At 45.4% G+C, this 23,327-nt stretch carries 14 protein-coding genes; 7 read left to right on the plus strand and 7 right to left on the minus strand.

From position 1 onward, the window contains the following. The first annotated feature begins 43 nt into the window (after window positions 1–43). The 3 genes from BD749_RS04040 to BD749_RS04050 all read left to right on the plus strand — a co-directional run bounded on the left by BD749_RS04040 (window position 44) and on the right by BD749_RS04050 (window position 3,587). The gene (locus tag BD749_RS04040) at window positions 44–877 is read left to right on the plus strand and encodes a hypothetical protein (RefSeq protein ID WP_101443073.1); all 834 of its coding nucleotides are present in this window, start codon (window positions 44–46) and stop codon (window positions 875–877) included. A gap of 241 nt (window positions 878–1,118) precedes the next feature. Then, window positions 1,119–2,534 carry a DUF3987 domain-containing protein gene (locus tag BD749_RS04045; RefSeq protein WP_101443074.1) on the plus strand — a complete coding sequence of 472 codons (1,416 nt, stop codon included), beginning with the start codon at window positions 1,119–1,121 and terminating at the stop codon, window positions 2,532–2,534. A 93-nt stretch (window positions 2,535–2,627) separates the two neighbouring features. Next, window positions 2,628–3,587 (plus strand): DUF6371 domain-containing protein, encoded by a 960-nt coding sequence (locus BD749_RS04050; RefSeq protein WP_101443075.1) that lies wholly within the window; start codon window positions 2,628–2,630, stop codon window positions 3,585–3,587. An 847-nt stretch (window positions 3,588–4,434) separates the two neighbouring features. Here BD749_RS04050 and BD749_RS04055 read toward each other — a convergent pair. The 7 genes from BD749_RS04055 to BD749_RS04090 form a co-directional block, all read right to left on the minus strand. Next, a complete protein-coding gene (locus tag BD749_RS04055; protein ID WP_101443076.1) occupies window positions 4,435–4,884 on the minus strand; it encodes a TerB family tellurite resistance protein in 450 nt (149 codons plus the stop codon). A 528-nt stretch (window positions 4,885–5,412) separates the two neighbouring features. After that, window positions 5,413–5,835, minus strand: a complete 423-nt coding sequence (locus BD749_RS04065; RefSeq protein WP_101443078.1) for a hypothetical protein — start codon at window positions 5,833–5,835, stop codon at window positions 5,413–5,415. Between the two features lie 351 nt (window positions 5,836–6,186). Further along, a complete protein-coding gene (locus tag BD749_RS04070; RefSeq protein WP_101443079.1) occupies window positions 6,187–7,590 on the minus strand; it encodes a GmrSD restriction endonuclease domain-containing protein in 1,404 nt (467 codons plus the stop codon). 51 nt (window positions 7,591–7,641) lie between these two features. Next, on the minus strand, window positions 7,642–10,614 hold the full coding sequence (locus tag BD749_RS04075; RefSeq protein ID WP_101443080.1) for a type III restriction-modification system endonuclease: 2,973 nt from the start codon (window positions 10,612–10,614) through the stop codon (window positions 7,642–7,644). Window positions 10,615–10,646: 32 nt separating this feature from the next. Next, entirely contained in the window at window positions 10,647–12,509 is a 1,863-nt protein-coding gene (locus BD749_RS04080) for a site-specific DNA-methyltransferase (protein ID WP_101443081.1), read from the minus strand. 58 nt (window positions 12,510–12,567) lie between these two features. Continuing rightward, entirely contained in the window at window positions 12,568–13,308 is a 741-nt protein-coding gene (locus tag BD749_RS04085; RefSeq protein ID WP_180336306.1) for a DUF4391 domain-containing protein, read from the minus strand. 17 nt (window positions 13,309–13,325) lie between these two features. Beyond that, window positions 13,326–16,562, minus strand: coding sequence for a helicase-related protein (locus BD749_RS04090; protein WP_101443083.1), 3,237 nt, complete (start codon window positions 16,560–16,562; stop codon window positions 13,326–13,328). A gap of 206 nt (window positions 16,563–16,768) precedes the next feature. Between BD749_RS04090 and BD749_RS04095 the strand changes: the two genes are divergently transcribed. The 4 genes from BD749_RS04095 to BD749_RS04110 all read left to right on the plus strand — a co-directional run bounded on the left by BD749_RS04095 (window position 16,769) and on the right by BD749_RS04110 (window position 22,788). After that, window positions 16,769–18,976 carry a DUF262 domain-containing protein gene (locus BD749_RS04095; protein WP_101443084.1) on the plus strand — a complete coding sequence of 736 codons (2,208 nt, stop codon included), beginning with the start codon at window positions 16,769–16,771 and terminating at the stop codon, window positions 18,974–18,976. A gap of 110 nt (window positions 18,977–19,086) precedes the next feature. After that, entirely contained in the window at window positions 19,087–20,319 is a 1,233-nt protein-coding gene (locus BD749_RS04100; protein ID WP_101443085.1) for a hypothetical protein, read from the plus strand. Between the two features lie 73 nt (window positions 20,320–20,392). Next, entirely contained in the window at window positions 20,393–21,508 is a 1,116-nt protein-coding gene (locus BD749_RS04105; protein WP_101443086.1) for a hypothetical protein, read from the plus strand. A 56-nt stretch (window positions 21,509–21,564) separates the two neighbouring features. Beyond that, a complete protein-coding gene (locus BD749_RS04110) occupies window positions 21,565–22,788 on the plus strand; it encodes an IS256 family transposase (RefSeq protein WP_101443087.1) in 1,224 nt (407 codons plus the stop codon). Window positions 22,789–23,327 lie beyond the last annotated feature (539 nt).

Consider the following 23,327-nt stretch of genomic DNA (forward strand, 5'->3'; position numbering starts at 1 on the left):
GCTGTACTTTTGCAGCCCCTACACCACTATACCCTTTTGCAAGATGGAGGCAGACGACAAGGTAGTGCTGAACTACTTTCACAGGAAAATCAAAGAGCGAATCCGACAGCTGGTCAAAGCAGAAACCCAATCCGCTGAACACAATGCCAAGCACCTGGTCGGCGGCCTGGGCCTGGAGGCGGAGCTGAGGTTTTTCGAGGATCTGCTCGACCGCAAAATGGAGAGGGCCAGACTGGATTCCGGTGGCTTCCATGTGCCCGTTCCCTTCACCCGAAAGGAGCTGCAGCAAAAGGAGTTCGACACCCCCGCCATTATCGCCAACAGAAGGGAGGTATACGAAAGCCTCTACCAAGAGCGGAAAGACGAGTTCATCGACCAGGTTGCCAAAGGATACTGTGACCTGGACGTCTACCAGTACCTGAAAAACAGGATTATCGGCATCAGAGCCGCTATTACCCTAGCTGGCAGCGGGCCGGGAAAAGCCAAGGAAAAAACCTCGTTGGTCTGGCTCGCCAAGCACAGGCACAGGCTGGAGCGGCTGCACGCCTCTCTGATCGAGGAGAACATCATAGAGGAAATTGACTTAGACATCTTCTGCGAGCATTTCGCCGGCATCCCCCAGAGTGTGTACATCAACTTCCTACCGCCAAAGGCTCTGGTGTTCTACCTGCTCGACAGGCTCAAGCCCTACCTCTCAGCTGAGTTATACACGGCCGCCAACAGCACCTCCTCCCCGACTGTCGTGGCCAGGCATTTTGTCTTCAAAGGAAAGCTTTTGAAGGACCCTTATTCGGTGAAAAGCAAGGGGGTCAGTGACAAATACTGGCTTCACAAAAAACGAATCAACCAGATTGCCAGCAGCTTAGCTGTTCTATAAGCAAGGGTCATGCAAGGGGTTCCGCCCCCTTGCATGCTGCCGTTTTATCATTGTGGCCACAACCAACCAATATACCACGATGACCAACGCCATTACCCCATCCCGCCGAGAAAGCGGGGCAATTTTCCGCTCGGCTTCAGCCGCCCCTGCCCGTCGCGGGCAGTCCCACTTGCCTTCCCGCCGTGCGCATGAGCAGAAGGCCCCAGTTGAAGTAAGTTCTCTACCTAATAAGTAAGCCATCATGGAGAACGAAACACTTACTCCCGACTTTTCGCAGGCAGACCGGCTACTCAGCGAGCTGCTGCAAGAGCCTTCCCCTGCCCAACCCAAGGCTCCAGCGCCTGCAGTAGAAGAGGCCAACCCCTTCCCCGTTGAGGCCTTCCCTGCCGCCGTGCAGGACATCATCCGGGCCACGCACCAGAGCCTGCGCTTCCCGGAGGACTTCACGGCCACGGCCATGCTCTCAGCCGCCGCCACGGCCATCGGCAACAGCCACACGGCCCAGGTGATGCCGGGCTGGCAGGAGGGCGCCGTGCTCTACGCGGCACTGGTGGCCCCGCCGGGCTCCAACAAAAGCCATCCGCTGGACTTCGCCTTCGCCCCCCTCTCCAAGCGCGACGACGAGGCCTACCACCGCTATGCCCAGGAGCGCCGGGAGTACGACCAATTGCAGGGCCTGGCCAAAAAGCACCGGGACCCGGCGGCAGAGGAAGTGGAGAAGCCGGTGCTCAAAAAGCTGCTCCTTTCCGACTTCACCCAGGAGGCCCTCACCGAGGCCCACAGCCACAACGGCCGGGGGGTTTGCGTGGTGGCAGACGAGCTGGCCGGCTTCATCAAGAACCTCAACCGCTACTCGAGCGGCGGGGAGGTGGAGTTCTGGCTCAGCGCCTGGAGCGGCAAGAGCGTGAGCGTGGACCGCCTCTCGCGCATGTCGCTGCGCATCCGGCGCCCCTTCATCCCCATCATCGGCACCATCCAGAACGGGGTGCTCCTGCAGCTCTCCAAGGACGGCAAGGCCGACAACGGCTTTCTCGACCGCTTTCTCTTTGCCATGCCCCAGCATATCCAAAAAGAGCGCTGGAGCCAGGTGACGCTCGACCCGGTGCACGCCTACAACTGGGGCAAGTGCCTGTCCTTCCTGCTCGAGCTCAAGCTGGAGGTGGACGAGTGGGAAACGCCCCTGCCACGTGCCCTCCCCTTCTCCCCCAGCGCTTGGGTGAGGCTGCAGGAGTGGCAGGGGGAGAACACGGACCTGTGCAACGCGGCCGAGAGCGAGGCGCTCAAGGGCGTCTACACCAAGCTGGAGGCCTACGCCATCCGCCTGGCCCTGGTGCTGCAGCTGCTGGCCTGGTCCTGCAACGAGGCCAGAAAGGAAGCGATTGAGCTAAAGGCGGTGGAGGGGGCCATTCAGCTGGCCCAGTACTTCCGCCGGACGGCGCGGGTGGTGCAGCGCATCGTGCAGCGGGAGGACCCGCTCGACCGCTACACCCAGTGGCAGCGGAGCATCTACGGGCAGCTGCCGCAGCACTTCACCACATCCAATGGCCTGCTTCTGGCACACCAGCAGGGTATTGCTGAACGCACCTTCAAAAAATTCCTGACGGAAAAACAGCTCTTCACCAGAATAGCGCACGGCCAGTATGAAAAACTATTGTAAACCTGCTGCACTTTCGGCACTTTTGGCACAAGCTGTGGCCAAAATGCTGAAAGTGCCGAAAGTGCAGCCTCCTTTTCCTATCTTACATCCAGCATGAGCACCTACCGCTATACACTCCAGCCCTACGGCAACGGCCAGAACACGCGCTTTACCTGCCCTGCCTGCGGGAAGACGAGGCAGCTGACACGCTACATCGACACCGAGACGGGGGAGCACCTGCACGAGGCGGTGGGCAGCTGCAACCGGGTGAGTAAGTGCGGCTATCACTACACGCCCAAGCTGTATTTTGCCGATCATCCCGACACATTTCAATCCTTTTTCAACCATAAATCAACCAAGTATCAACCGGGGAAACAACCCGTTTCCAACACCTTCTTAGGAAACAAACCGCAGCCCATCTCCTACATGCCCCTGGAGCGTCTCCAGGAAAGCCGTAGGCACTACAACGCCAACAATTTTGCTGTGTTTCTGAGAGAAAGGTTTGGAAAGGAAACGGCTGAAAAGCTCATTGCCCGCTACCACATCGGCACTTCTAGGAAATGGCTCGGAGCCACTGTTTTCTGGCTCGTAGACCAGCAGGGCAGGATACGCTCCGGCAAGATCATGCTCTATGACAAAGCGACCGGGAAAAGGATAAAGCACCCCTTCCCCCATTTCACCTGGGTGCACACGGTGCTCAAACTGGAAGGTTATCACCTCAAGCAGTGCCTGTTCGGCGAGCACCTGCTGGGGCTCTTCCCCGGCAAGCCGGTGGCCGTGGTGGAGAGTGAGAAAACAGCCGTCATTTGCTCGGTGTCCCTGCCTCGCTACATCTGGTTGGCAGTTGGCGGGATTTCCCAGCTGACAGCGGAAAAGTGTGCCGTGCTCACAGGCAGGCAGGTGACCCTCTTTCCAGACTTGGGGGGCTATGGGGCGTGGAAGCAAAAAGCACAGGAGCTGCAGGGCATTGCTTCCTTTATTGTATCGGATATTTTAGAGCGCATTGCCTCCAAAGAGCAGCAAGAAGAAGGGCTCGATATTGCTGATTTTCTTCTAAAAAGGAAAGTAGTTTAGTCTAACCTTAATTTATCTACTTATTGAAGAATGTATTGATTACATACGAATCAATCATATAGTGAATTCTAGTATAGTTTCATTGAAAGGTGCTAGAAGTCAAAAATACACCTACCTTCGGTAAGTTTCAATTCTAGTAGAGTAAGATAATAAGACGATTGTATCTGAGCACAAAAGCAGTGATGCATTCAATAATTCATTCCATGATACTCACCTACATTCTTTATATCTATGTAGATAGAATTTGATAATTTTATCGTTTAAATTTCTTTGAAAAAAGCCGCTCATTTCGAATTTGTTTAACTTTTGTTCAAGACTGCCTCTTCAAATTTTAATTAAGCAGGTTTTTAAGGCTAGTGGTGCATAATTTTTACTTTCTATTCACACTGACTTATTACTTGTTCGCACTACATAATAGAGTTTACTAGATAGGCATTTTGCTTAAAAGGAAGGGATGCATTTTGAAGTGGCTTGGGTGGGGTGAGGATTCGCGTTCGCGAATTGCGAATTAATTGAGAAAGGGCAGATATTTCCTGCCCTTTCTCAATTAGGTGAGCGTGTGTTTTAAAGTAGCTTAGGTATCTGCTTTAAAGGATAGAGCTTACAATAAACTTAGGCTTGCACTTGTTCATAGACTTTTCGTAGAACCATCGCAGTTCGCCATCGTGGAGTTCAACAGCATAGTACCAGCCGCGCTTCATAGAGAAACGCATGTCACATACAGTGCCCAGAGCGCCAAAAATAAATTTAATTCTGCTCTCTGTGTAAGTACCTTTTCAGTGACTTCTTCGCCGTTCGAGTAATTGGGTGGTATAGGAGTTGACATTAGCAAATATTAATCTCTTGTTTATCTACCCATAAACTTCTCCATCAAAAGATGTGCTTTCTCTACGATCTCAATATACTTATCCTCTGAGATTCCGATATCTTCACATATACCGAGAGCAAAACTCAACTCAACTTCTTCTACTTTACCATCAGCACCTACCATACCTTGTAGCGTAATTACATACCATTCCTTTTGACTTTGAGTTAAAGTATTCAATGTTTTGATCATCAATTCTTTTCCTCCTTGAGCTGATCTAGCAAAAATGGGGTCGTCAAAATCTATCCTTAAAAGCTTAGCCACTTGCTCGATTTGCTGCATTTCTTTGGGGTGAACTTGACCATCAGATTTAGCTATTATGACCAAACTACCAATAATTGCTGCTTTCTGCTCCTTAGTGAACTCCGATTGAAAACCAGCAAGCGGATTAGATGTGGAGCTACTCTCCTTTTTTTTGAATATACCAAACATTCTATTGGGGTTAAACGGGTGAAATTCTACGGGTATTTGTTGATAAAACTTATCGAAATGATAATGCTACCTGGTGTAATGTGAGGACTTCCAACTCAATACACCTGATGTTACAAGCAGTACCTGAAGTATGTAAATTAGTCGAAATATCTAACAGCTTATTGGAAAGCTAGACCGATTATTAAAGCTACTATACCTGCTACGAAAGCGTAAACCATATCTTTTCCCAAACTATGCCCGCTTGAAAATCTTACAAGAAAGGCCCTGGTTATAATTGGTCCCAATACATATGCCACAGCGATATTAATGATAAAGATTGCGAACCAATTAAGTTTGAATGCTATTGAAAAAGCAATCACAGGAAATATAAATCCGCTTATCCAAGGGATTGAATTAAGTAATGGGCTATAGGTATACATGGGCCTATCAAACTTGTCTCCACTGATAACCATCATGTGTATACCAAATGTTGAAATAAAAAGTAGGCCAGATACTACAAGTAAAAACGCAGACATAAAACTTCAAGAATTAGTAAATACCAGACATTGTATTCATTTGGTGGCTTTCTACCACCCTCGCCATCTCGGCTATCATTTGGTTAGCAATTTTCTGTTGTTCAAAAATGCTTAGGTTTCTGACATCATTAAATTGCTTTTCGTGTACTACTTCTTTTTGAAAAAATTTATACTTCCATGTTATGGTCAAGTGGCCAGTTCCATAATTAAAGTGTATGATCTGGTTTTTACCTACTTCATACAGATTGAAAGCTCTTTTATCGAGATTAGTAACTGTGCCTCGACCATTAAAAGCTGCTTCGTTGATTGCATCTACAATAACACTGAACTTGTCATCCAGAGTACGGTTTTGTAGATCATAATTGTCCTTATTTAGAGCTGAGAAGAATCGGTACATAATGTAGCCGAGGATTGCGATAACGAAAAACCAAATCATAGCTAGGAATTGTTTTTTGGAAGAATTAATTGTTAGAGATTAATGAAAAGTGATGTACTGCTTTATACTCAAAGGCCAGGCCATGTAAGAATAAAGGACGTTTATTATATATTACATAGCTAATATATACACAAATTAGATTAAGTCAATAAAATATTAATCTTTTATTAATGTGATCTCATATGGCGTGCCAAGCACTATACTTTAGAACTAAGGTAGGTAGTTAACTCTAATTTGTGATCCTAGAATAGACGCACGCTCAAAGAAATGCTAATCACTCAATAATTAGAAAAGCCCCATTGGTAACAGTATCAGTTAACAATGGGGCTTCCTCACCTAATGCTTTCCTACTCAGTTATCCATCACCTTATTATTCTTTGCTCGGTTAAAGTACCTTAACACCAATTGAGCATTATCGATAGTAGTGGCACCACCCTTCGAATAAGGCAATTTATGATCCACTTCAGCGTCTTCAATTGCTAAAATCTGCTGCCCAGAAATAGCGCATACAGGATTCTGTTTGAATAAAGCTTGCTTCACACTAAAAGGAAAAGTGCGTTGCTGGTAACTGTTGCTGCCAATCACTTCATCAAGTTTATCCATCCAGATTCTGAAACGCTTCTTCACATTATCTGTATCAGAAGTTTTGTAGCCAATAAAATACTGAAATTCTGAATTGTTGATCATCAGGTCCAGCATAGCTTCTCTAATATAATCTGCTTTAGATAGAACTTCGTTTTTAGAGTAGTTTACAAAGCCCACCATTTGCAAATCGAATAAGGCCATGTTGATTTGGCTATCAGACCAGCGCCCTTGAGAAGACTGGCTATCAGCTGGTATGTAACGTCTAAAAGCATGTTCGCCAAACACTACTTTCACTAAGTCCAGACTGTGTAGGAAGCGGTTGCGGTATTCATTTGCTTTCTCGGAGGAGAAGTTTCTGTTTTCACGCAGTTCCTTATTGCAAAACTGCACCATCGATGACTTATAGTTTACATAAGACTTTTCTGAAAGAGCAAAAAAGCGCAGAATCATCCCTCTGTAAATCATCCTGTTTTTAAAGTTGTCTTTCTGCACAATTTGGTGGAAGGTATCATTCTCACTCAACTCTGCTAACAGCTTTATATAAGGACCTCTATAAACGGTGTTTCGAATTTCATCTTCATTCAGCTTGGTAGAGCCTGTGTTCAGCCTTTCGAAGATCTCAAACTTTATATCTTCGTTTGACTCCTTCTTAATGATGATAGAATGGATGGTAGTAGTCTTAATCTTGGTCTGTAGCTCTTTGTCTAATTGCTGAAAGCTTTTGCGGTTCCATTCCTTTAGCACTTTCAGCCCCGTGAGATTAAAATTGGTCCCATTAGGAAATTTGCCCTCGACAAAACTGATGAAAGATGTTAGTCGCTGCTGCCCATCAATAACACTCAAGGTGCCGTCCTTATCTTCAGCCAAGTATACAACAGGTATAGGAACGTCCATCAAAATTGATTCAATTAAGCGACTTGCAATGATAGGAGAAGCCACAAAGTTACGCTGATACTCTGGCTGCAGCTCCAGTTCACCATCCTGCTTCATGCTTAGGAATTCTCTGATAGAGAAGTCTTTGGCCTGCCAAATAATCTTCCTTTGATTGACTGCAACGTCTAAACCATCATCGCCATCGTCTCCTGAGGAATCATAAGAATCATCATCAAGAGAGGCGGCGACAGGCTCTTTGATAGTTTCACTTTCTTGAATTTCTAGGGCTGTTTCCATAGGTTAAAGGTTATCTTAGTTTAAGATTTATCAATTAATTAAAAGCACTAGCTATGACATCGCCACATCACTAAACGACTCAAAGCTTTCGGCTACAGTAAAGCCAATATCATCACTAAGAGCTTTATAGTGCTTGCGGCCGCACTCAATCTTAGCTTTTTCAGTTGGTCTTAAAAATTCCCACGACAGAGCGCCTTTTGTTTCTACCACAAAGTATAGCTTCTCTTCGCCATCATTGTCCCATAGCACGGCCCAGTCGGGGTTATAGGTGCCTAGTGGTGTATCGATCTTGAACCAGGCTGGGAGCTTGGCATATACCTTCACGTTGGCACTGTTCTCAAAATGCTGGGCCATGTTGGCTTCTATCGCTGAGTCGTATACCACGTAGTCGTAAGGTGACTTGGTGCTCTCCAGCATGTCGTGCTTCAGGTGACCGAACAATTCTTGGTTTTGAAACAGCTCTTGGGTATAGACTTCCTGCTCTCCTAGTTTTTCGTATTTGATACCGTCCACAATGAAGTGACGCATTTGCGTGCGGATGATGTCGATTACCTCGTCGATAAAGCGTTGCGGGTTGTTCTTAAAGGCGTCTAGCTTGCCACTGTTCACCAGAATCTCCACAATAGACTTTCGGGTCAGGTTTGTTTCGTTTTGCAAGTAGCTCACAATATCAGGTAGCGTCTGCACCTGCTGGTCAATCAGCGAAGTAGACTCGTGCGTTTCTGACGCATGTGCGCCGCCTTTAGAAATCTCTGTGAGTGCTTTCTTGTAAATGAATTTGCCCTTCCCTACAATCAGCTGATTCTGCATGGCTTCGATACATTTCTGCACGAGCTTTTCAGGGTCAAACTCTACCGAAAAGGTTGTTTTATACTTTATGCGATCCCACAGTTGCTCAAAATCTGGGCTAAGTAACACACCTTTGTTGACGCTGATTTTCTTCTTGTCGTTCGCGTTCTTGATGTTCAGGTTACCAGCTATCTTTTTGAGCTGCTTGATTATCTGTGGCTTTACATGCTCATAGGCTTCTGGCACTTCTACTTTGTTCTCGCGCAAATCGTGGCGCAGATCGTCCAGCACTTTACCCTTAATGTCGATGTAGGCTTGTTGCTGTAGATAGCCATAAAGTTTTTCAGACGCCTCCAGTCCAAGGTATACAGGCTGATCCAGTTCGTCCAATCCAGTAATGATATTGGCAAAGGTATGGTCTTCTACTACGCCAAAGTTTATACCTTCTTCTTCGGCCATTTCTCTCTGCAAAGCCTTTACAAAGTCTTCGTACGACTCGTTGGCCATTACCGTAAGCGTGTTTACATCAAAGCCTTGCACCCGTTCGCCATTCTGGTTAACAGCCAAACGCAGACCACGACCAATTTCCTGCCGCTTCTTTACTACCGAGCCAGTTTCGTTCAAGGTACAGATCTGGAACACGTTGGGGTTATCCCAGCCTTCGCGCAAAGTAGAGTGCGAGAAGATAAAACGCAGCTTGGAGCTGAAGCTCAACAGGCGCTCTTTGTCGCGCATGATCAGGCCATAGGTATCTTCGTCGGCCTGTGTGTCGCCTTTGGTATCTTTGGCTATGTTCTTCTTGTCTACCGAGAAGTAACCATCGTGCACGTAGGCGGCAGCTTCGTCTTTGTCTTTTATTTCGCCGAACAGCGAGTGGTACTTTGGCTTAGAAATAAGCTTCTTGTACTCCTCCTCAAACATGATGGCATACTTCCCTTTCTGTGGGTTGCCCTGCTCGTCGTAAATGCGGTAGTTGGCTACCTTATCGATAAAGAAAAGGCTAAGCACTTTCAGGCCGAGCGGGTTTAGACGTAGCTCTTTGTCCAGATGTTCCTCAATAGTCTTCCGAATCTGCTCGCGCTTGTAGGTGTCTTCGTCTATCGTACCGATGGCTTTGTTCAGCCTCACAATGTCTGGTTGGCTGGTGAAGTCGATGTACTCGTTGCCAGGGGCACAGTAGATGTCGCGGATAATGTAGCCTTCATACACCGAGCGTCTGGTTAATTCCATCAGGTCGGTGTTCTGCTTCACGGCTTTGGTGACACGCTTGGTTTTACCGCCTTGGTTGATGTCTATTTCTACAGTGGCTGTGATGGGCGACTTCTTGTTATCTACTTTAAGCAACTTGATGTAAGGCAGGTTGTGGTAATCTTTCACCTCCAAACTAGCTACTTCAATCTGCTTTACCAGCTTGCGCTCGTAGGCGTCCACGGAGTCCAGACGGTACATCAGGTGGTGCTTGTCTTTGTGGGTAGCCGAATAGCGGAGCGTGCACAAAGGATGAAGCGAACGTATAGCTTCTTTCGACTTTGGTGTGGCATCAACACTTTGCGGCTCATCTATAATCACGACAGGGCAGGTCTGCTTAATAAAGTCGATGGGCTTATACCCGTTCAGCTTGTCGTTGGTGCGGTGAATGATGTTGGCTTTGGTTTCCTTTTCGGGGTCGGTAAAGCTTTTGCGGAACGCGTCGATGTTGATGACCATGATCTGTACATAGTCGTTCGTGGCGAAGCTGCGTACCTGCTCCAGCTTTTGCGAGTCGTAAGTAAAGAAGTCGTAGTTGATGTTGTCGTAGAGTCCTTTGAAGTGCTCTTTGGTTATCTGCAACGACTTGTTCGTACCTTCTTTAATGGCAATAGACGGCACCACGATGATGAACTTCGTGAAGCCATAGGTTTTGTTCAGCTCAAAAATAGTGCGCAGGTATACGTAAGTCTTACCCGTACCCGTCTCCATCTCTACAGAGAAGTGCAGGTCCTTTTTGTCCAGCTTTTTGCTTTGCTTCAGGCCGTTGCGGATCTGTATTTTCTGCACGTTGGCCAGTAGCTCATCTTCGAGCAACGAAAGCTTGTTGCCTATACCTAGTTCGCTCTGGTATAGGTTGGCCTGCCCTGTAGTTTGCGGCGTTATACTGAAGTTGGTACGGCAGATTTCCTGCCCTTCAAAAATATGGGTGATGGCGGCTATCGCCTCCTGTTGGTAGTCGAGTTTATCTTCGAATTTAATCTTCATAAGACACGTAGGCTAAGATGGTGAAACGTTACTTATATGCTTTTCACATCTTCAATGCCATAGCGCTTGAGCACCTGCATAGCATTGGTTTTAGCCACATCGTCTTTAAAGCCATTGTCGCGCAGTACCACACGGCATACCTCTGGCGCCAGATCTTCTTTCAGTTCACCTATGCCACCAATGGTATCCATCGTGATGTTTTCAGAAAGGCAAACCAACAGCGCACCATGCCCAATGCTATACACATTGTTACCAGCAATATGGTATTCTTTGATTGGTAAGGTAAGGTCAAGGCCGTACTTTAAAAGAATTTCACTGACTATGTCGGCTTCAGTACGGCCTGCTTTTATGTTGTTAATGCTATCGTAAAGTGTCTTTTGGATATCATTACTAGATGGATCCCACTCTTTGATGTTAGAACTATCTAACTTATATACCTTAAAGCCAAGATCTATTTGCTCACTTTTTGTGGGCTCCTTTAAAGTAATCTCTTTGATTACACGACGTATACGCTCTTTTCCAATTTCTGCAATCGTCTTGAAACCAGCTTTAAAAGCTTCAGAGCCCTTATCAGTTACTTCTGGCAGCTGAACTAAAATGAATTTTAGATTATTACTTTCACTAATGTTGAGATCAAAAACTGCGTGGGCGGTAGTAGCTGAACCAGAGAAAAAATCTAAAATTAAACCGTCCTTTGTTGAGCCTAATTTAAGAAGTTCTTTCACTAGACCAGATGGTTTTGGATTATCGAAAATAGACATATTACCCAGTATTCTAGCCATTTCGCTTGAACCTTCGGTATTTAAAGGCACAAAATCCCAGAGTGTTGTATATGTTATTCCATCCTTAACATCACAAAGGAAACGCTTAAGTTTCGGTCTACCTTTTCCATCTTCTCCAAAGTAAATTTCATCTTTCTCTAAAAGCTGATCAATCTTTTCCTTATTGAACCTCCAATTACCGTTTGATGATGGATAATGTTCCTCGCCTGTTTTAGGATTAACAATGGGATAATACAAAGAGGCTACATATCTACCACCTTTCACATTTGCCATTAAATCTCCAGACGTCCAAGGGCCTTTGGAATGATTATCTGGGTTTTTATACCTTCCTATTTGCTCTACCGATCTTTGTCTTAGATTCAATTTTAAAAGCGCGACATTCTTAGCAAAAATTAAGATATACTCGTGGGCAGCGCCAATTATTTTATCATTTGGGGGCGTACTTCTTTTCTTCCAAATGATTTGCTCGATATAATTATCCTCTCCAAATATTTCATTACAGAGCTTTTTCAAATTTTCAATTTCATTCCCGTCTATAGAAATGAAAATCGCACCCTCATCACTTAGTAGATTTCTAGCTAGCTTAAGACGTGGGTACATCATATTTAGCCAATTTGAATGGTAGCGGCCACTTGATTCTGAATTCGTACCAAATCCTTTTCCTTGCTCTGTTATCTCTAGATAGTTTTTAAGATTATCCTTATAATTATCCTTGTAAACAAAGTCTTTACCTGTGTTGTAAGGAGGGTCGATATATATCATTTTCACGCACCCGTGATAGCTCTTTTGCAGCAACTTCAGCACCTCCAGGTTATCTCCCTCAATGTATAAATTCTGGGTGCTGTCCCAGTTCACACTTTCTTCTGGGCAAGGCCGCAAGGTGCCAGTAGATGTTTTGTGCGCTTCACGCAGGGCTTGGGCTTTCCCTTTCCAAGTAAATTGGTAGCGTTCGTTTTCATTTTCCACATAGTCACCAAGCACCGAGCGCAGCACATCAAAATCAACTTTCCCTTCGGTAAACACAGTCGGGAACAGTTGCTTCAGCTTCTCAATGTTGTCAGTTACTATATTCTGGCTCTGGGCTAGTTCGTGTTCTTTGGTAATGGTATCCATAAAAATATATGGTATAATGTTAGAAAATATCTTTCAGTGTCAGTATTTCAGGCTCTTCTTACTGCATGGCCTGTTGCAGTTGCTCTTGTTGTTCTTGCAGCTTCTTTAGTTGTATATGTAGTGTTACCTGCTCCCCAAAAGCGGTGCTGCTTTTAATTTCTTTCTTTAGGCGGCTTATCTCGTCGGCCAGTCTACGCAGTTCTGCCAACACCTCCACGTCTTGTCGGGTGCTATCCGCATTTTTGATTGTATAAGTACCTGATAGCTGTGCCGCTTGCAGGTTGAAAATACGGGTGGTTATACCTTGGTAAAATGCCTTCAGGCTGTATTGCGGCAGCATTTCAGTAGCCAGACTTTCTACAAATGGCAGGTTAATATCACCACTTAGCGGCAGCTGTAACCAGGGTGCAAAGGTAAGGCTTTCTATGGTCCGTTTGGCAGTATCGTTCTGGTTTATCCGCTTGTCGGCTGTACAAACACACAGCTTGTCTTGCGCCACGATCCACAGCACCAAAGGGTACGGCATTACCTTTTGCAAGAGCTCGGCCACTTTCTTATACTTCGCTTCTCCCTTTAGCTCAAGCAAGATGTAATGCACCTCATTGTACAGGTATAGCGCATCGGCAAAGGCAGGTATGGCTGCGTTGTTCGGCTTAAAAGCGGCCAGCCATCTCACTTCCTGCACTTCGTCCTGCAACAGCTTTTTATCAGCCGTACCCAACTCCGCTCCCGCCACAATGCTGCTTTTAGGTATGCGCTGGTCTATCAGGCAAGCTTCAGGTATGTTTAGTTTACTCAAAAACTCCATCGCCATACCTAAGCTTGTGGGTTCATGACCACCAGGAACGACACCACTTCAAAGTCCGCTACCGACTGCACCTGCTCTTTAAAAGTAGCTGTCCCCTCGGGGCTAAACAGGCTCATAACACCCTTCTCCAGACTCTTGCCTTTGATGTGTTGCACCGCATCTTCCAGTAGCTTTTGGTACAGGCTCATGTCGTGGCCTTGCTTTGTTTCTTTCTTGAACTGTTGTATCAGTTCAGGCAGCACCTCATTTTGGCCGCTGCACAGTTTCTGGTAAATGTCGAGTATCTTTTTGCTTTGCATAAAGCCATTCACCATTTCACCAGCTTCATTTACATAGGCCAGATAGTAAGGTGCCAGCGCATTTTGTGTATGCTTGGAAGTAGCGGCTTCCTTTAGGTGTTTTAAGCAAAAGATAACACCTGGCTTTATATCTGACTCACTGGCTGTTACGACAGCATGCACACCCGTAGGCGTGCGCTCCAAATCTCCTCTGTGTGTTTTCAGGTACTCCATCAGTTCCATCTTGAAGTCGTTAAGCGTCAGGTCGGTGATGGAAATACCGCCGTGCATTTCTTCCAGGTCCACTACGCTATCCTGCAACTGTTCCAGCTGCTTGCGGCGGTAATCCAGATCGTTCATCTGGTCTTTCTCGGTCTGCTCAATCACGTTCTCCTCCCCTGTAGCTGAAATGTCCAGTAACACCATACGCCCACTTACCCGCGCCTCCAGATTAATGTATTCATCCAGATCCATGTTAGGCCAGAAGTTCACCAACTGTATCACGCTGTTCTTAGAGCCAAGGCGGTCAATACGGCCAAAGCGCTGGATAATTCGTACTGGGTTCCAGTGTATGTCATAGTTCACCAGATAGTCACAATCCTGTAGGTTCTGCCCTTCAGAGATACAGTCCGTGGCTATCAGCAAGTCAATTTCCCCTTTGGCATGTGGGTACTGGTGAGTACGCTCTTTCGAAACAGGAGAGAAATTGGTCAGTATCTCGTTCAGGTCGCTTCGCACCCCAGGATGGTTGGTCTTGTTTTGTCCAGCACCTGTTACAAGCGCACTCGATATACCAAGCTCTGTCTTTGCCCAAGTTGCTATCTCGTCATACAGATAATTAGCCGTATCAGCAAAAGCCGTGAAAACGATTAGCTTTTTGTTATCAGGATTAAGCGGATTCTCCACTTTCTTCTTGATCAGCGCCTTGAGGTCCAGTAGCTTTTTATCCCGTCCCGCATCGATCTGCAATGTAGCTTCCAACAGTTGCTGCAAGCGGTTTCGGTCTTCCAGCAAATCATCTTTCCAGCGCACATCGTCAATGTCCTGCAAAAGCACCTTGGTTTTGTTGCCGATTAAGAAATCCTCCAGCTGTGGGTCATCTATCTCAATTTCTTCAATAGAAAGGCTCTCGTCGTAGTAGTCTGACTTATTCTGTATCTTTTCTAGTAGCTTGTCAATTTTGTACAGTAAGTTACCCAGCGTAATACCAAAAGAGTGAATAGAGCTTTCCATACGTTTCAGCATGTTCACACGCATCAAGTGGATAAGGCTTTCCTCACGGTCTTTCTGCCTGAACTGCCTGCCCGATGAAACAAACATATCGTAGCGGGCGCTATACTCTTCTTCTTTGTCAGGACGTATATACTTGAGCGGCGCATAAGCACTCAAGCTCAGTCGCCTGATCTCCATGTTCACATGGTGCAGCGATGGATATAAGTTATCTCGGTCAATATCAGATTTGATATTTTCTGGTTTATTCCTTTTTGGAAATTCGCCAATGTCGCTGATGTTATAATACTTCTCTATGTGCTTTCTGGAACGGGCAATGGTCACCAGGTCCAGCAACTTGAAGTAGCGCGAATCCAGCGTTTCCAGCAAACTTTCAACTGTCTTATCAGCCTCCTCGTCTGTAAGCCACTTGTTAAATTGCAGCTGCGCCCGCTTCATTACTTCGTGTATGCTGTCTATACCTTGGTTCTCAAAAGCCATATCATCACCCTCCGTAATGAATGCCACTTGGTTCTTCAGGTCATTCATTCGGTTATTCACTGGCGTAGCCGACAGCATAAGCACCTTGGTCCGCACCCCTGCTTTGATGATCTGATTCATCAAGCGGGTATACCTGGTCTGATGATCACGGTGGGCATTGTTATTTCGGAAGTTGTGCGACTCGTCAATCACCACCAGATCGTAATTTCCCCAGTTGATGGTCTTAAGGTTAATTTCCCCTGACAAGCCCTCTTCTCTGGATAGATCTGTATGGTTGAGCACGTCATAGTTAAAGCGGTCATCGGCCAGACTGTTTCGTCGGTCATTCAAGGTATAGACCGTCCAGTTATCGCGCAGCTTCTTAGGGCAAAGCACCAGCACACGGTCATTCCGAAGCTCATAGTATTTAATTACAGCTAGCGCCTCAAAGGTCTTTCCAAGACCAACACTATCCGCTATGATACAGCCGTTATACCGCTCAATTTTGTCGATAGCACCTAATACACCGTCTTTCTGAAACTTATATAACTTATTCCAAACCAACGTGTCTTTAAAGCCAGTCTTCGACTTCACTATTTTCTCCTCGTCCAGCTCCTCCAGGTAATCTTTGAAAAGGTTGTACAGCGTGAAGAAATATAAAAACTGTGGTGTATGGTCTTTGTATGCGTATTCCAGCTGTTTCAGAACATCCTGCTTTATATCGTCCACAAAGGCTGGGTTATCCCATTGCTCATCAAAGAACTGCAGCATGTCTATGGTTTCGCTTACGCCAGTTACCACATTGTAGAAGTAGCGCGTGTTACTTGGCGCAAAGCCTAGTCCAGTGGCAGTGAAGTCAGCTCTGGAAGTGTTAATGGCAATAGGTCCGGGAACTACATTATGCACATGCAAGAACTTGGTACCTATATGGTTAGCATGCTTGGTGCTCCTGATCTTCGCTTTCTTGCCAACCCACTCCGCACATTCCTTTGCTACTTTCTGCAGGTTAAGTTTACTCTTGAGAAGACTCTCGGTATGGTCACCAAGTATATGGACCGGGCGGATAGATAGTGGATTACTGGTGGCAGCGCCAAAAACTGGGTTATCAAAAAGAAACCGAACCTCTTCGATACCCTCCAGCTCTTTCTGAAGTTGCTGGAATGCATATATGGTGAAGTAAGAAGAAATTACAGAAAGCTTAGATCCTTCTGTAATGCTTTCCTTTAAGGTGACTCCTATTCTGTTATGCTGCTTGTTTTCTGTAGAGGTACTTTCCATGCGTAGATTAGGGTGTTACAACTCTAGTCATGAAAGTACAGAAAAAAATCTGAAATATTATAATAGAATTTGAAAGATATTAATCCTTAAAAAGCTAAAGATTATATCTATATTGTCAAATTGCTATACAAAAATCACTAATATCCTCTTTGTATATCAGTCAGCCTATCTTTTTCAATTAAACTTTCACTTAGCCAAACAAATTCATGAGACAACTTTTTGCTGATAGAGATTCAGACCATTGTACCCTGATAGAATACGTGAGTTCTTTTATAAACAAGCATGATGAAAGTTATGATTTGATACAACTTCCACCAATTCAGAGAAACTCGGTTTGGAGAGTAGATCAAATAGAGTTTCTATGGGACTCGATATTGAGAGGTTTCCCAATAGGCAGCTTCTTACTAGCTCCAAGGGAAAAAGGCCAGGCCGCTAGAAAAATGTATGACTTGGATCAGAAAGAATCTAGTGAAAATGGGTACTTTTTATTGGATGGCCAACAGCGCACACGAGCTATACTACTAGGTTTTAGACCAAACGAAAACTCCAGGCTATGGATTGACCTAAATCCTAATATGCCTTTCGGTAACCCAGCACACAATAATAGAAAGTTCCTGCTTCGACTAGTAACTTCTTACCAGCCTTGGGGCATGCGGGATAATAATCCATCTGACAAATTGAACGAGTGGCAGAAACTGGAAGCTCGCTCTGAACTCAATATGGGTACAGTTCGATATGATTATCAAGTAAAAATCGACACAGGTAATGCAACAGTAGATAGTGAAAATTACTCATGGCCAATATTGTCTAGACTACCTGTGCCCTTAGATGAATTAATTAAGTTATGCGGTTTTACAAGTGGACACTTTAGCATACCTGCTTGGGAAGAAGTAAAAAACTTGATTCCAAAGCGTTACAATATACCTGATGAACCTACAGAACACTTTTATACTATCATAAATGCGCTACAAAGATTGCTAGATACTACCTCAAAAGATATAAAAACAAGGTCTGTAGTACTTCTGTATCAAAATGAAGATAATCTTGAGCGTTCAGAAGTTGAATTAGACCCTATGGAGGTTTTGTTTACCCGCATCAATGCAGGTGGAACAGTACTCAATGGGGAAGAAATGGCCTACTCGCTGTTAAAATCCAGCTGGGATGGTGCCTATACGATGGTTTCTAAAATAGTCAATAGCGCAGAGATTGGGTACTTGTTACCGCCTACTGGTATTGTTATGGCTGCGTCCAGACTAGCCCGTTTTGAGATGGGCAAAGGTGATGACGCAAAACCTGGTATATCAACTTTTAGGCGCTGGATAAGCGAGCAAAACGACGAGGTAAGTTTTTTACAAACAATGCAAAACTTACTCAACGAAATAGATGGCAAATCAATATTCTATAGAGTTGTAGAGAAGTTTTGCAAGTTAGTTTTATACAGAGAGAACCAAGATTCTGATTTCGGCCTTCCAAGAAAGCTTTTGCTATTTATCAAACCAACATTCTACCATCCGGTTTTAATCTGGATAAATAAAAACCTAGATAACGTTGAGCTCCTTGAGCAAAACAGGAAGCGTATTATTCGTTACTTACTTCTATCCTATATTACAGTTGACAAAGATGATAAGGCCAGCAAACTTGCAATAACCATTTTAAAGGAATCGAAGACACTAAATTTTCCGGATGAGGAAATATTTTCTGAATTAATCAAACAGGAACTCTCCTCTCCTATACCTACTCCAAGCGAATTTGCATATCCATTTAAGTCTGACTGTGATGGCTTCTTCAGGCATTGGGGTGATATATTTAAAATTGAAGGAGATGACTTCGGCAGTTTTAGACATAGCTTTTGGAACAAGAAAGAATTAATGCTATGGTATCAGAGAGAGTTTGCTACCAAGTGGTTTGTTGGCTATAATCCAATGAGTAATGATGCTTACGATACCCCTTATGATTATGATCACATCGTACCACGTTCTCATATAATCAACTCTGGTCAAACAAATAATCTGTTTTCCGATGACAAACCACTGATAAATAAGTTCGACTGGAATAGAAACTTGTATGTAAACTCTATTGGCAACTTTAGGATATGGCCTGGTTGGGCGAACAGATCAGATGGCAACAATTGCCAGAGAATAAAACTAAGGTTAGAGCAGGACGACTTCAGCGTAGACAATGTCGCAAAGGAGCTGGATCTACCATCAAACATTGACTTTTTAAAAGCGTCTGCCATTAACCCAGAAGATAAAGAGCTATGGATGCAGGCAGGAGGAAGCCCTCGTAACTGGCCTCAAGATAGAAGGGAAGCTTTCCAGAAGGCAGTTGAAAGTCGAATAGTGAATCTATACGATGTTCTTTACAGACAAGTATTAGAAGAAGAGATTGCTGTACTTGAACTTGACATTGTTTAAAATGGAATTGATTGATATCGATAGTTCTATAAATCAATTAAATTAGAGGTATAGAATTATATATACTTCTATAGTTCAAGTTCTTCCATAATTACATACAGAAGGTTATTTTGAAAGGTAAAGAATTAAACGTAAGGTTTATCGCGGAAAAAGTATACGTCACTGACAGAAAACCTTTGGCACTGAAGCATACCAATTTGCAGGTCTCAGGTAAATCATTTAAGTCCCCAGCATATTGGGCTGTTAGGGTCCTAGCTCATATCCCTGAAGAGAAAAGGCTACACGTGGAGGTATTATCATACAATGTTGGCCCCTGTGACTTTAGCAGTCAACAGTTAAGCTACTCGAGTGTATTAGAAGAAATTGAGAGGCTCACCTTCAGGTCAATAGACACTAACGGGTTGCTCAACACGCTAAATGGCACACGATCCGTGAGCATAAGTTCAAAATCTATGTTAGGAAGCAGTTACCGCCGTGGAGACCTTGACTATAGAACTGAGTCAAATACTACTTTTAAGCGAATTATCAAAGAGAACTTTTTCGTGCCGATCAAGAATCTCCGGTTCAAGCAAGGAGGTGTGCTGTTCGAAGGGAAGCTAAAGGGAATCAAGAAAAAGCATGAGTTCGAAATCCGAAACAATGAAATAATAGAGGAGTTTGACGCCATCAAGAACTACTTTGCGAACGTCCTGAAGACTAAAAAAGTGGAGGTATTTGTGACAGCCGAAGTCCTCTATGATGCAGTTACTCCAATTGAGGTAACATCACCTGAAATAGGCAAGATTGACAGAAATGTAATCGAGGACGTCAAATTGGAAACAGTAAAGGCGACAATTAAATGGAATCCTTCAGCCAGCGATAATAGTACCCTTTTCACTATGGACGAGTTTTTTGAAGCTTTTGGTGAAGAGAACTTTCAACCATCCGTCTTTTACAAGAAAGATAAAGATTTATTAGAAGACCTGGTTAAAGTCACGGAATCAAAACACTATAAGCACCTATCCTACCTCTCCAGGAAGCACGACTCTGGATCAATGAGGCTTAGATTCTCTCATAAACCCTTGTCTTTCATATTCCTTATCAGAGGAATGAAGCACGACCATTTTGTTTGGGAAACGCTAGATACCGAAGAGGCGACATATATTTGGCACTTCCCCAAAAGCAAATTGCTTAGGTCTGCTTTCGATGAAGTTGAAGGTGCTATAAAAATTATCAAAGCAAGTGGAAAAACGTCTTTTCTCGGTCTTAACAACGAGCTTTTCACACGTATTAATCACAACTACAAAGAAGGGGTAGATGGTTTTGTTGAGTGGAAAAACAAGTTAGAAGATATATTAATTTAGCAAATTACATCGATTAAGCTGTAGAAGTCTGTCTATCCTAACCAAAGTAAATCATCATTTTATTTCTGCTAGAATGGAAAAGACAACAATCACGCGTCAAGAGCTTTATGACATGGTGTGGAAAGAGCCCATGACTACGCTCGCCAAGCGATATGGTATCTCCGACAATGGCCTGAGGAAGATCTGCATAAAGTTAGAGATACCGCTTCCTAAGGCCGGCCATTGGATGATGCTAAAGGCTGGTAAGAAAGTCAAGGTGGCTCCCCTGCCTTCTTCATTCAAAGGGGAGCAGGAGGTGAAACTGACCGTTAGACAAGACGGTGAGGCCTACGACCCCACAGGCCTGTCGGCTTTGGCAAGGCTAATAAGGGATCTGGAGGACAATCATTTGGATCTAATCACCATCCCCGAAAAGTTGAAAAGCCCAGATCCACTTATTCTAGCCGCCAAGGAGGCCTTTGAACGAAATAGAAAGGATATATCCTACAACGGCCTCTACTCCTGCGATAATAAGCTGAGTATTAATGTTTCCCCGGCAACCGCCGCTAGAGCGTTCCGGTTCATGGACACGCTTTTTAAAGCACTAAAGGCTTTGGGTCACGATGTGATTGCAGAATATCAAAGTACCTACGCTGTTGTCCATGGAGAGCGATTTGAAATCGGACTTCGAGAGAAGCTTTCTGAATACACTGTTAAGCATGGCTCATGGGACAGTAAGAAATACAAACCCTCTGGCCTGCTCGCGTTTTGGTACAAGAACTTTGGGTCAAGAGAATGGGCGGATGACAAAAAGCCACTCGAAGAAAGGCTATCAAGAATCCTAGCAACTCTATTGGTAAAAGGTCAAACCAAGCATACTGAGAGATTAGAGCGGGAAAGAAAGCAAGCAGAGCGCGATGAAAGAGAAAGAGTGTATCGCGAAATGGAGGCTAGGCAGGAAAAAGAGTTGGAGAGCCTTAAGCATATACTTGTAGAAGCCGAGCGTTGGCGTCAGGCAAAGGTTATGCGCGACTACGCCGCTGAGGTGGAGAGAACTGCTCGCGGCAACGGCACATATAATAATCAGTTGGGCGAGTGGGCTGCGTGGGTACGTAAAAAGGCAGATTGGCACGACCCGCAGGTGAAGCGCCACGATGATCTGCTAACTGAGGTAGACTGGGACACCCTTACCCTGAATAGGAAGTCTTGAGGCTGTAAAATAAACTGTGTCAAAGGATTAGCAGTATTACCTTTAACACAGTCACCATGGAAGAGAAAAACGAGCTGGATCTGGAAAAGATCAAGCGCCAGTTCCTGGAAGAGTTCCGGAGCGGCAAACCCACCTTTGGCAAAGACGGCGCGCTTGGCCCCCTGCTGAAACACTTCTTGGAAGCGGCCCTAGACGCCGAAATGGATCTCCATCTGGATGCTGAACAGCGGGCCAAAGGCAACCGGCGCAACGGCAAAGTCTCCAAGCAGGTGCGCACCTCGGACGGCGTGATCGAAGTGGAATCATCCCGCGACCGCTCGGCAAGCTTTGAGCCGCAGATCATCCGAAAGCGGGAGACGGTGCTGGCCGAGAACCTGGAGCCCCGCATCCTGAGCATGTACGGCCTGGGCATGAGCCTGCGGGACATCTCCTCGCACCTGAAGGAGCTCTACGACATGGACATCTCCCACGACACCCTGGCGGCTCTCACAGAGAAGATCGTCCCTCAGGTGAAGGAATGGCAGGCCCGGCCGCTGGACCCGCTCTACTGCATCGTCCGGCTGGATGCCATGCACTACAAGGTCAGGCAGGAAGGGCGCACGGTCTCTAAAGCTGTCTACAACATTTTAGGCATTGACCGCCACGGCCACAAAGAACTGCTGGGCGTGTATGTCTCCGAAAGCGAGGGAGCCACTTTCTGGCTCTCCGTGCTCACCGACCTGCAGCAGCGGGGCCTTGCCGACATGCTCATCGCCTGTATCGATAACCTCAGGGGCTTTGCCGAGGCCATCGCCAGCGTCTTTCCACAAACTGAGGTGCAGAGCTGCATCGTGCATCAGATACGAAACAGCATCAAATACGTGGCCTCCAAGGACCAGAAGGAGTTCATGCGGGACCTCAAACCCGTGTACCGAGCAGAGTCAAAAGAGCTGGCTGAGCTCAGGCTGCTGGAGCTGGAGGAGAGGTGGGGCAAAAAGTACCCCAAGGTGCTCGAGAGCTGGCAGCGGAACTGGGAGAAGCTGAGCACGTACTTTAAGTACACCGAGCCGATTCGCCACCTGATCTACACCACCAACACGATTGAGGGCTTTCACCGCCAGGTGCGGAAAGTGACCAAGACCAAGGGGGCTTTCCCCTCGGATATGGCCCTGTTGAAGCTGATCTACTTATCGCACCAGAACATCAGCAAAAAATGGGTGATGCCGCTCTCGAATTGGAGCCAGACGGCCCAGCAGCTATCGATCTGGTTTGGCGATAGGATGCAGCTGGACTTGAGGTGAGGCGCACTTCAAAAGTTTGGCCCTTTTGCCGTAAGGACTCAGCCAGAACAGCAAAAGGGCCAGTAAATGGAAACGAGGAAATGACACAGTTTAAATTACACTCCCGAAGTCTTCCTACTTTTTTTGGTAGATTAGCAGACACCTTGTAAATAGATTCCACTACTCCAATACCTCAGGCGAATCGTCTGTAAGCGAACTCACATATAAAAGTAGCTGCAAGCCCATTGGGTGTCTCTACATTAGTTAATATCGTTACCGATTTACATATAACAAAGTCTTATGCCCGCTTCATATTCCATAAGTAATTAAAGCCGGCGCAGGGAAAAGTAGAAAAACAGAGCAGCTGTTTATTTATACCTAAACAGTATTGCTGCACTTCCCACATAAGGTCTTAAGTACTTTTGATTCAATTAATATCTTACCTTCATCACTTCAATCTCTAGACCACGTTCTACCTTTGCTGTCAAGTATGTTGCACTACATTCATAAACTATTTAAAAACGCAAACTCACAAAGCTAACTCACAAGGTAACATATCG

Origin of the sequence: Pontibacter ramchanderi (genome assembly GCF_002846395.1) — a bacterium.
Taxonomy (GTDB): domain Bacteria; phylum Bacteroidota; class Bacteroidia; order Cytophagales; family Hymenobacteraceae; genus Pontibacter; species Pontibacter ramchanderi.

Coding starts and splice junctions, on each gene's coding strand:
- BD749_RS04040 (WP_101443073.1), top strand. CDS start 44: ATGGAGGCAGACGACAAGGTAGTGCTGAACTACTTTCACAGGAAAATC.
- BD749_RS04045 (WP_101443074.1), top strand. CDS start 1,119: ATGGAGAACGAAACACTTACTCCCGACTTTTCGCAGGCAGACCGGCTA.
- BD749_RS04050 (WP_101443075.1), top strand. CDS start 2,628: ATGAGCACCTACCGCTATACACTCCAGCCCTACGGCAACGGCCAGAAC.
- BD749_RS04055 (WP_101443076.1), bottom strand. CDS start 4,884: ATGTTTGGTATATTCAAAAAAAAGGAGAGTAGCTCCACATCTAATCCG.
- BD749_RS04065 (WP_101443078.1), bottom strand. CDS start 5,835: ATGATTTGGTTTTTCGTTATCGCAATCCTCGGCTACATTATGTACCGA.
- BD749_RS04070 (WP_101443079.1), bottom strand. CDS start 7,590: ATGGAAACAGCCCTAGAAATTCAAGAAAGTGAAACTATCAAAGAGCCT.
- BD749_RS04075 (WP_101443080.1), bottom strand. CDS start 10,614: ATGAAGATTAAATTCGAAGATAAACTCGACTACCAACAGGAGGCGATA.
- BD749_RS04080 (WP_101443081.1), bottom strand. CDS start 12,509: ATGGATACCATTACCAAAGAACACGAACTAGCCCAGAGCCAGAATATA.
- BD749_RS04090 (WP_101443083.1), bottom strand. CDS start 16,562: ATGGAAAGTACCTCTACAGAAAACAAGCAGCATAACAGAATAGGAGTC.
- BD749_RS04095 (WP_101443084.1), top strand. CDS start 16,769: ATGAGACAACTTTTTGCTGATAGAGATTCAGACCATTGTACCCTGATA.
- BD749_RS04105 (WP_101443086.1), top strand. CDS start 20,393: ATGGAAAAGACAACAATCACGCGTCAAGAGCTTTATGACATGGTGTGG.
- BD749_RS04110 (WP_101443087.1), top strand. CDS start 21,565: ATGGAAGAGAAAAACGAGCTGGATCTGGAAAAGATCAAGCGCCAGTTC.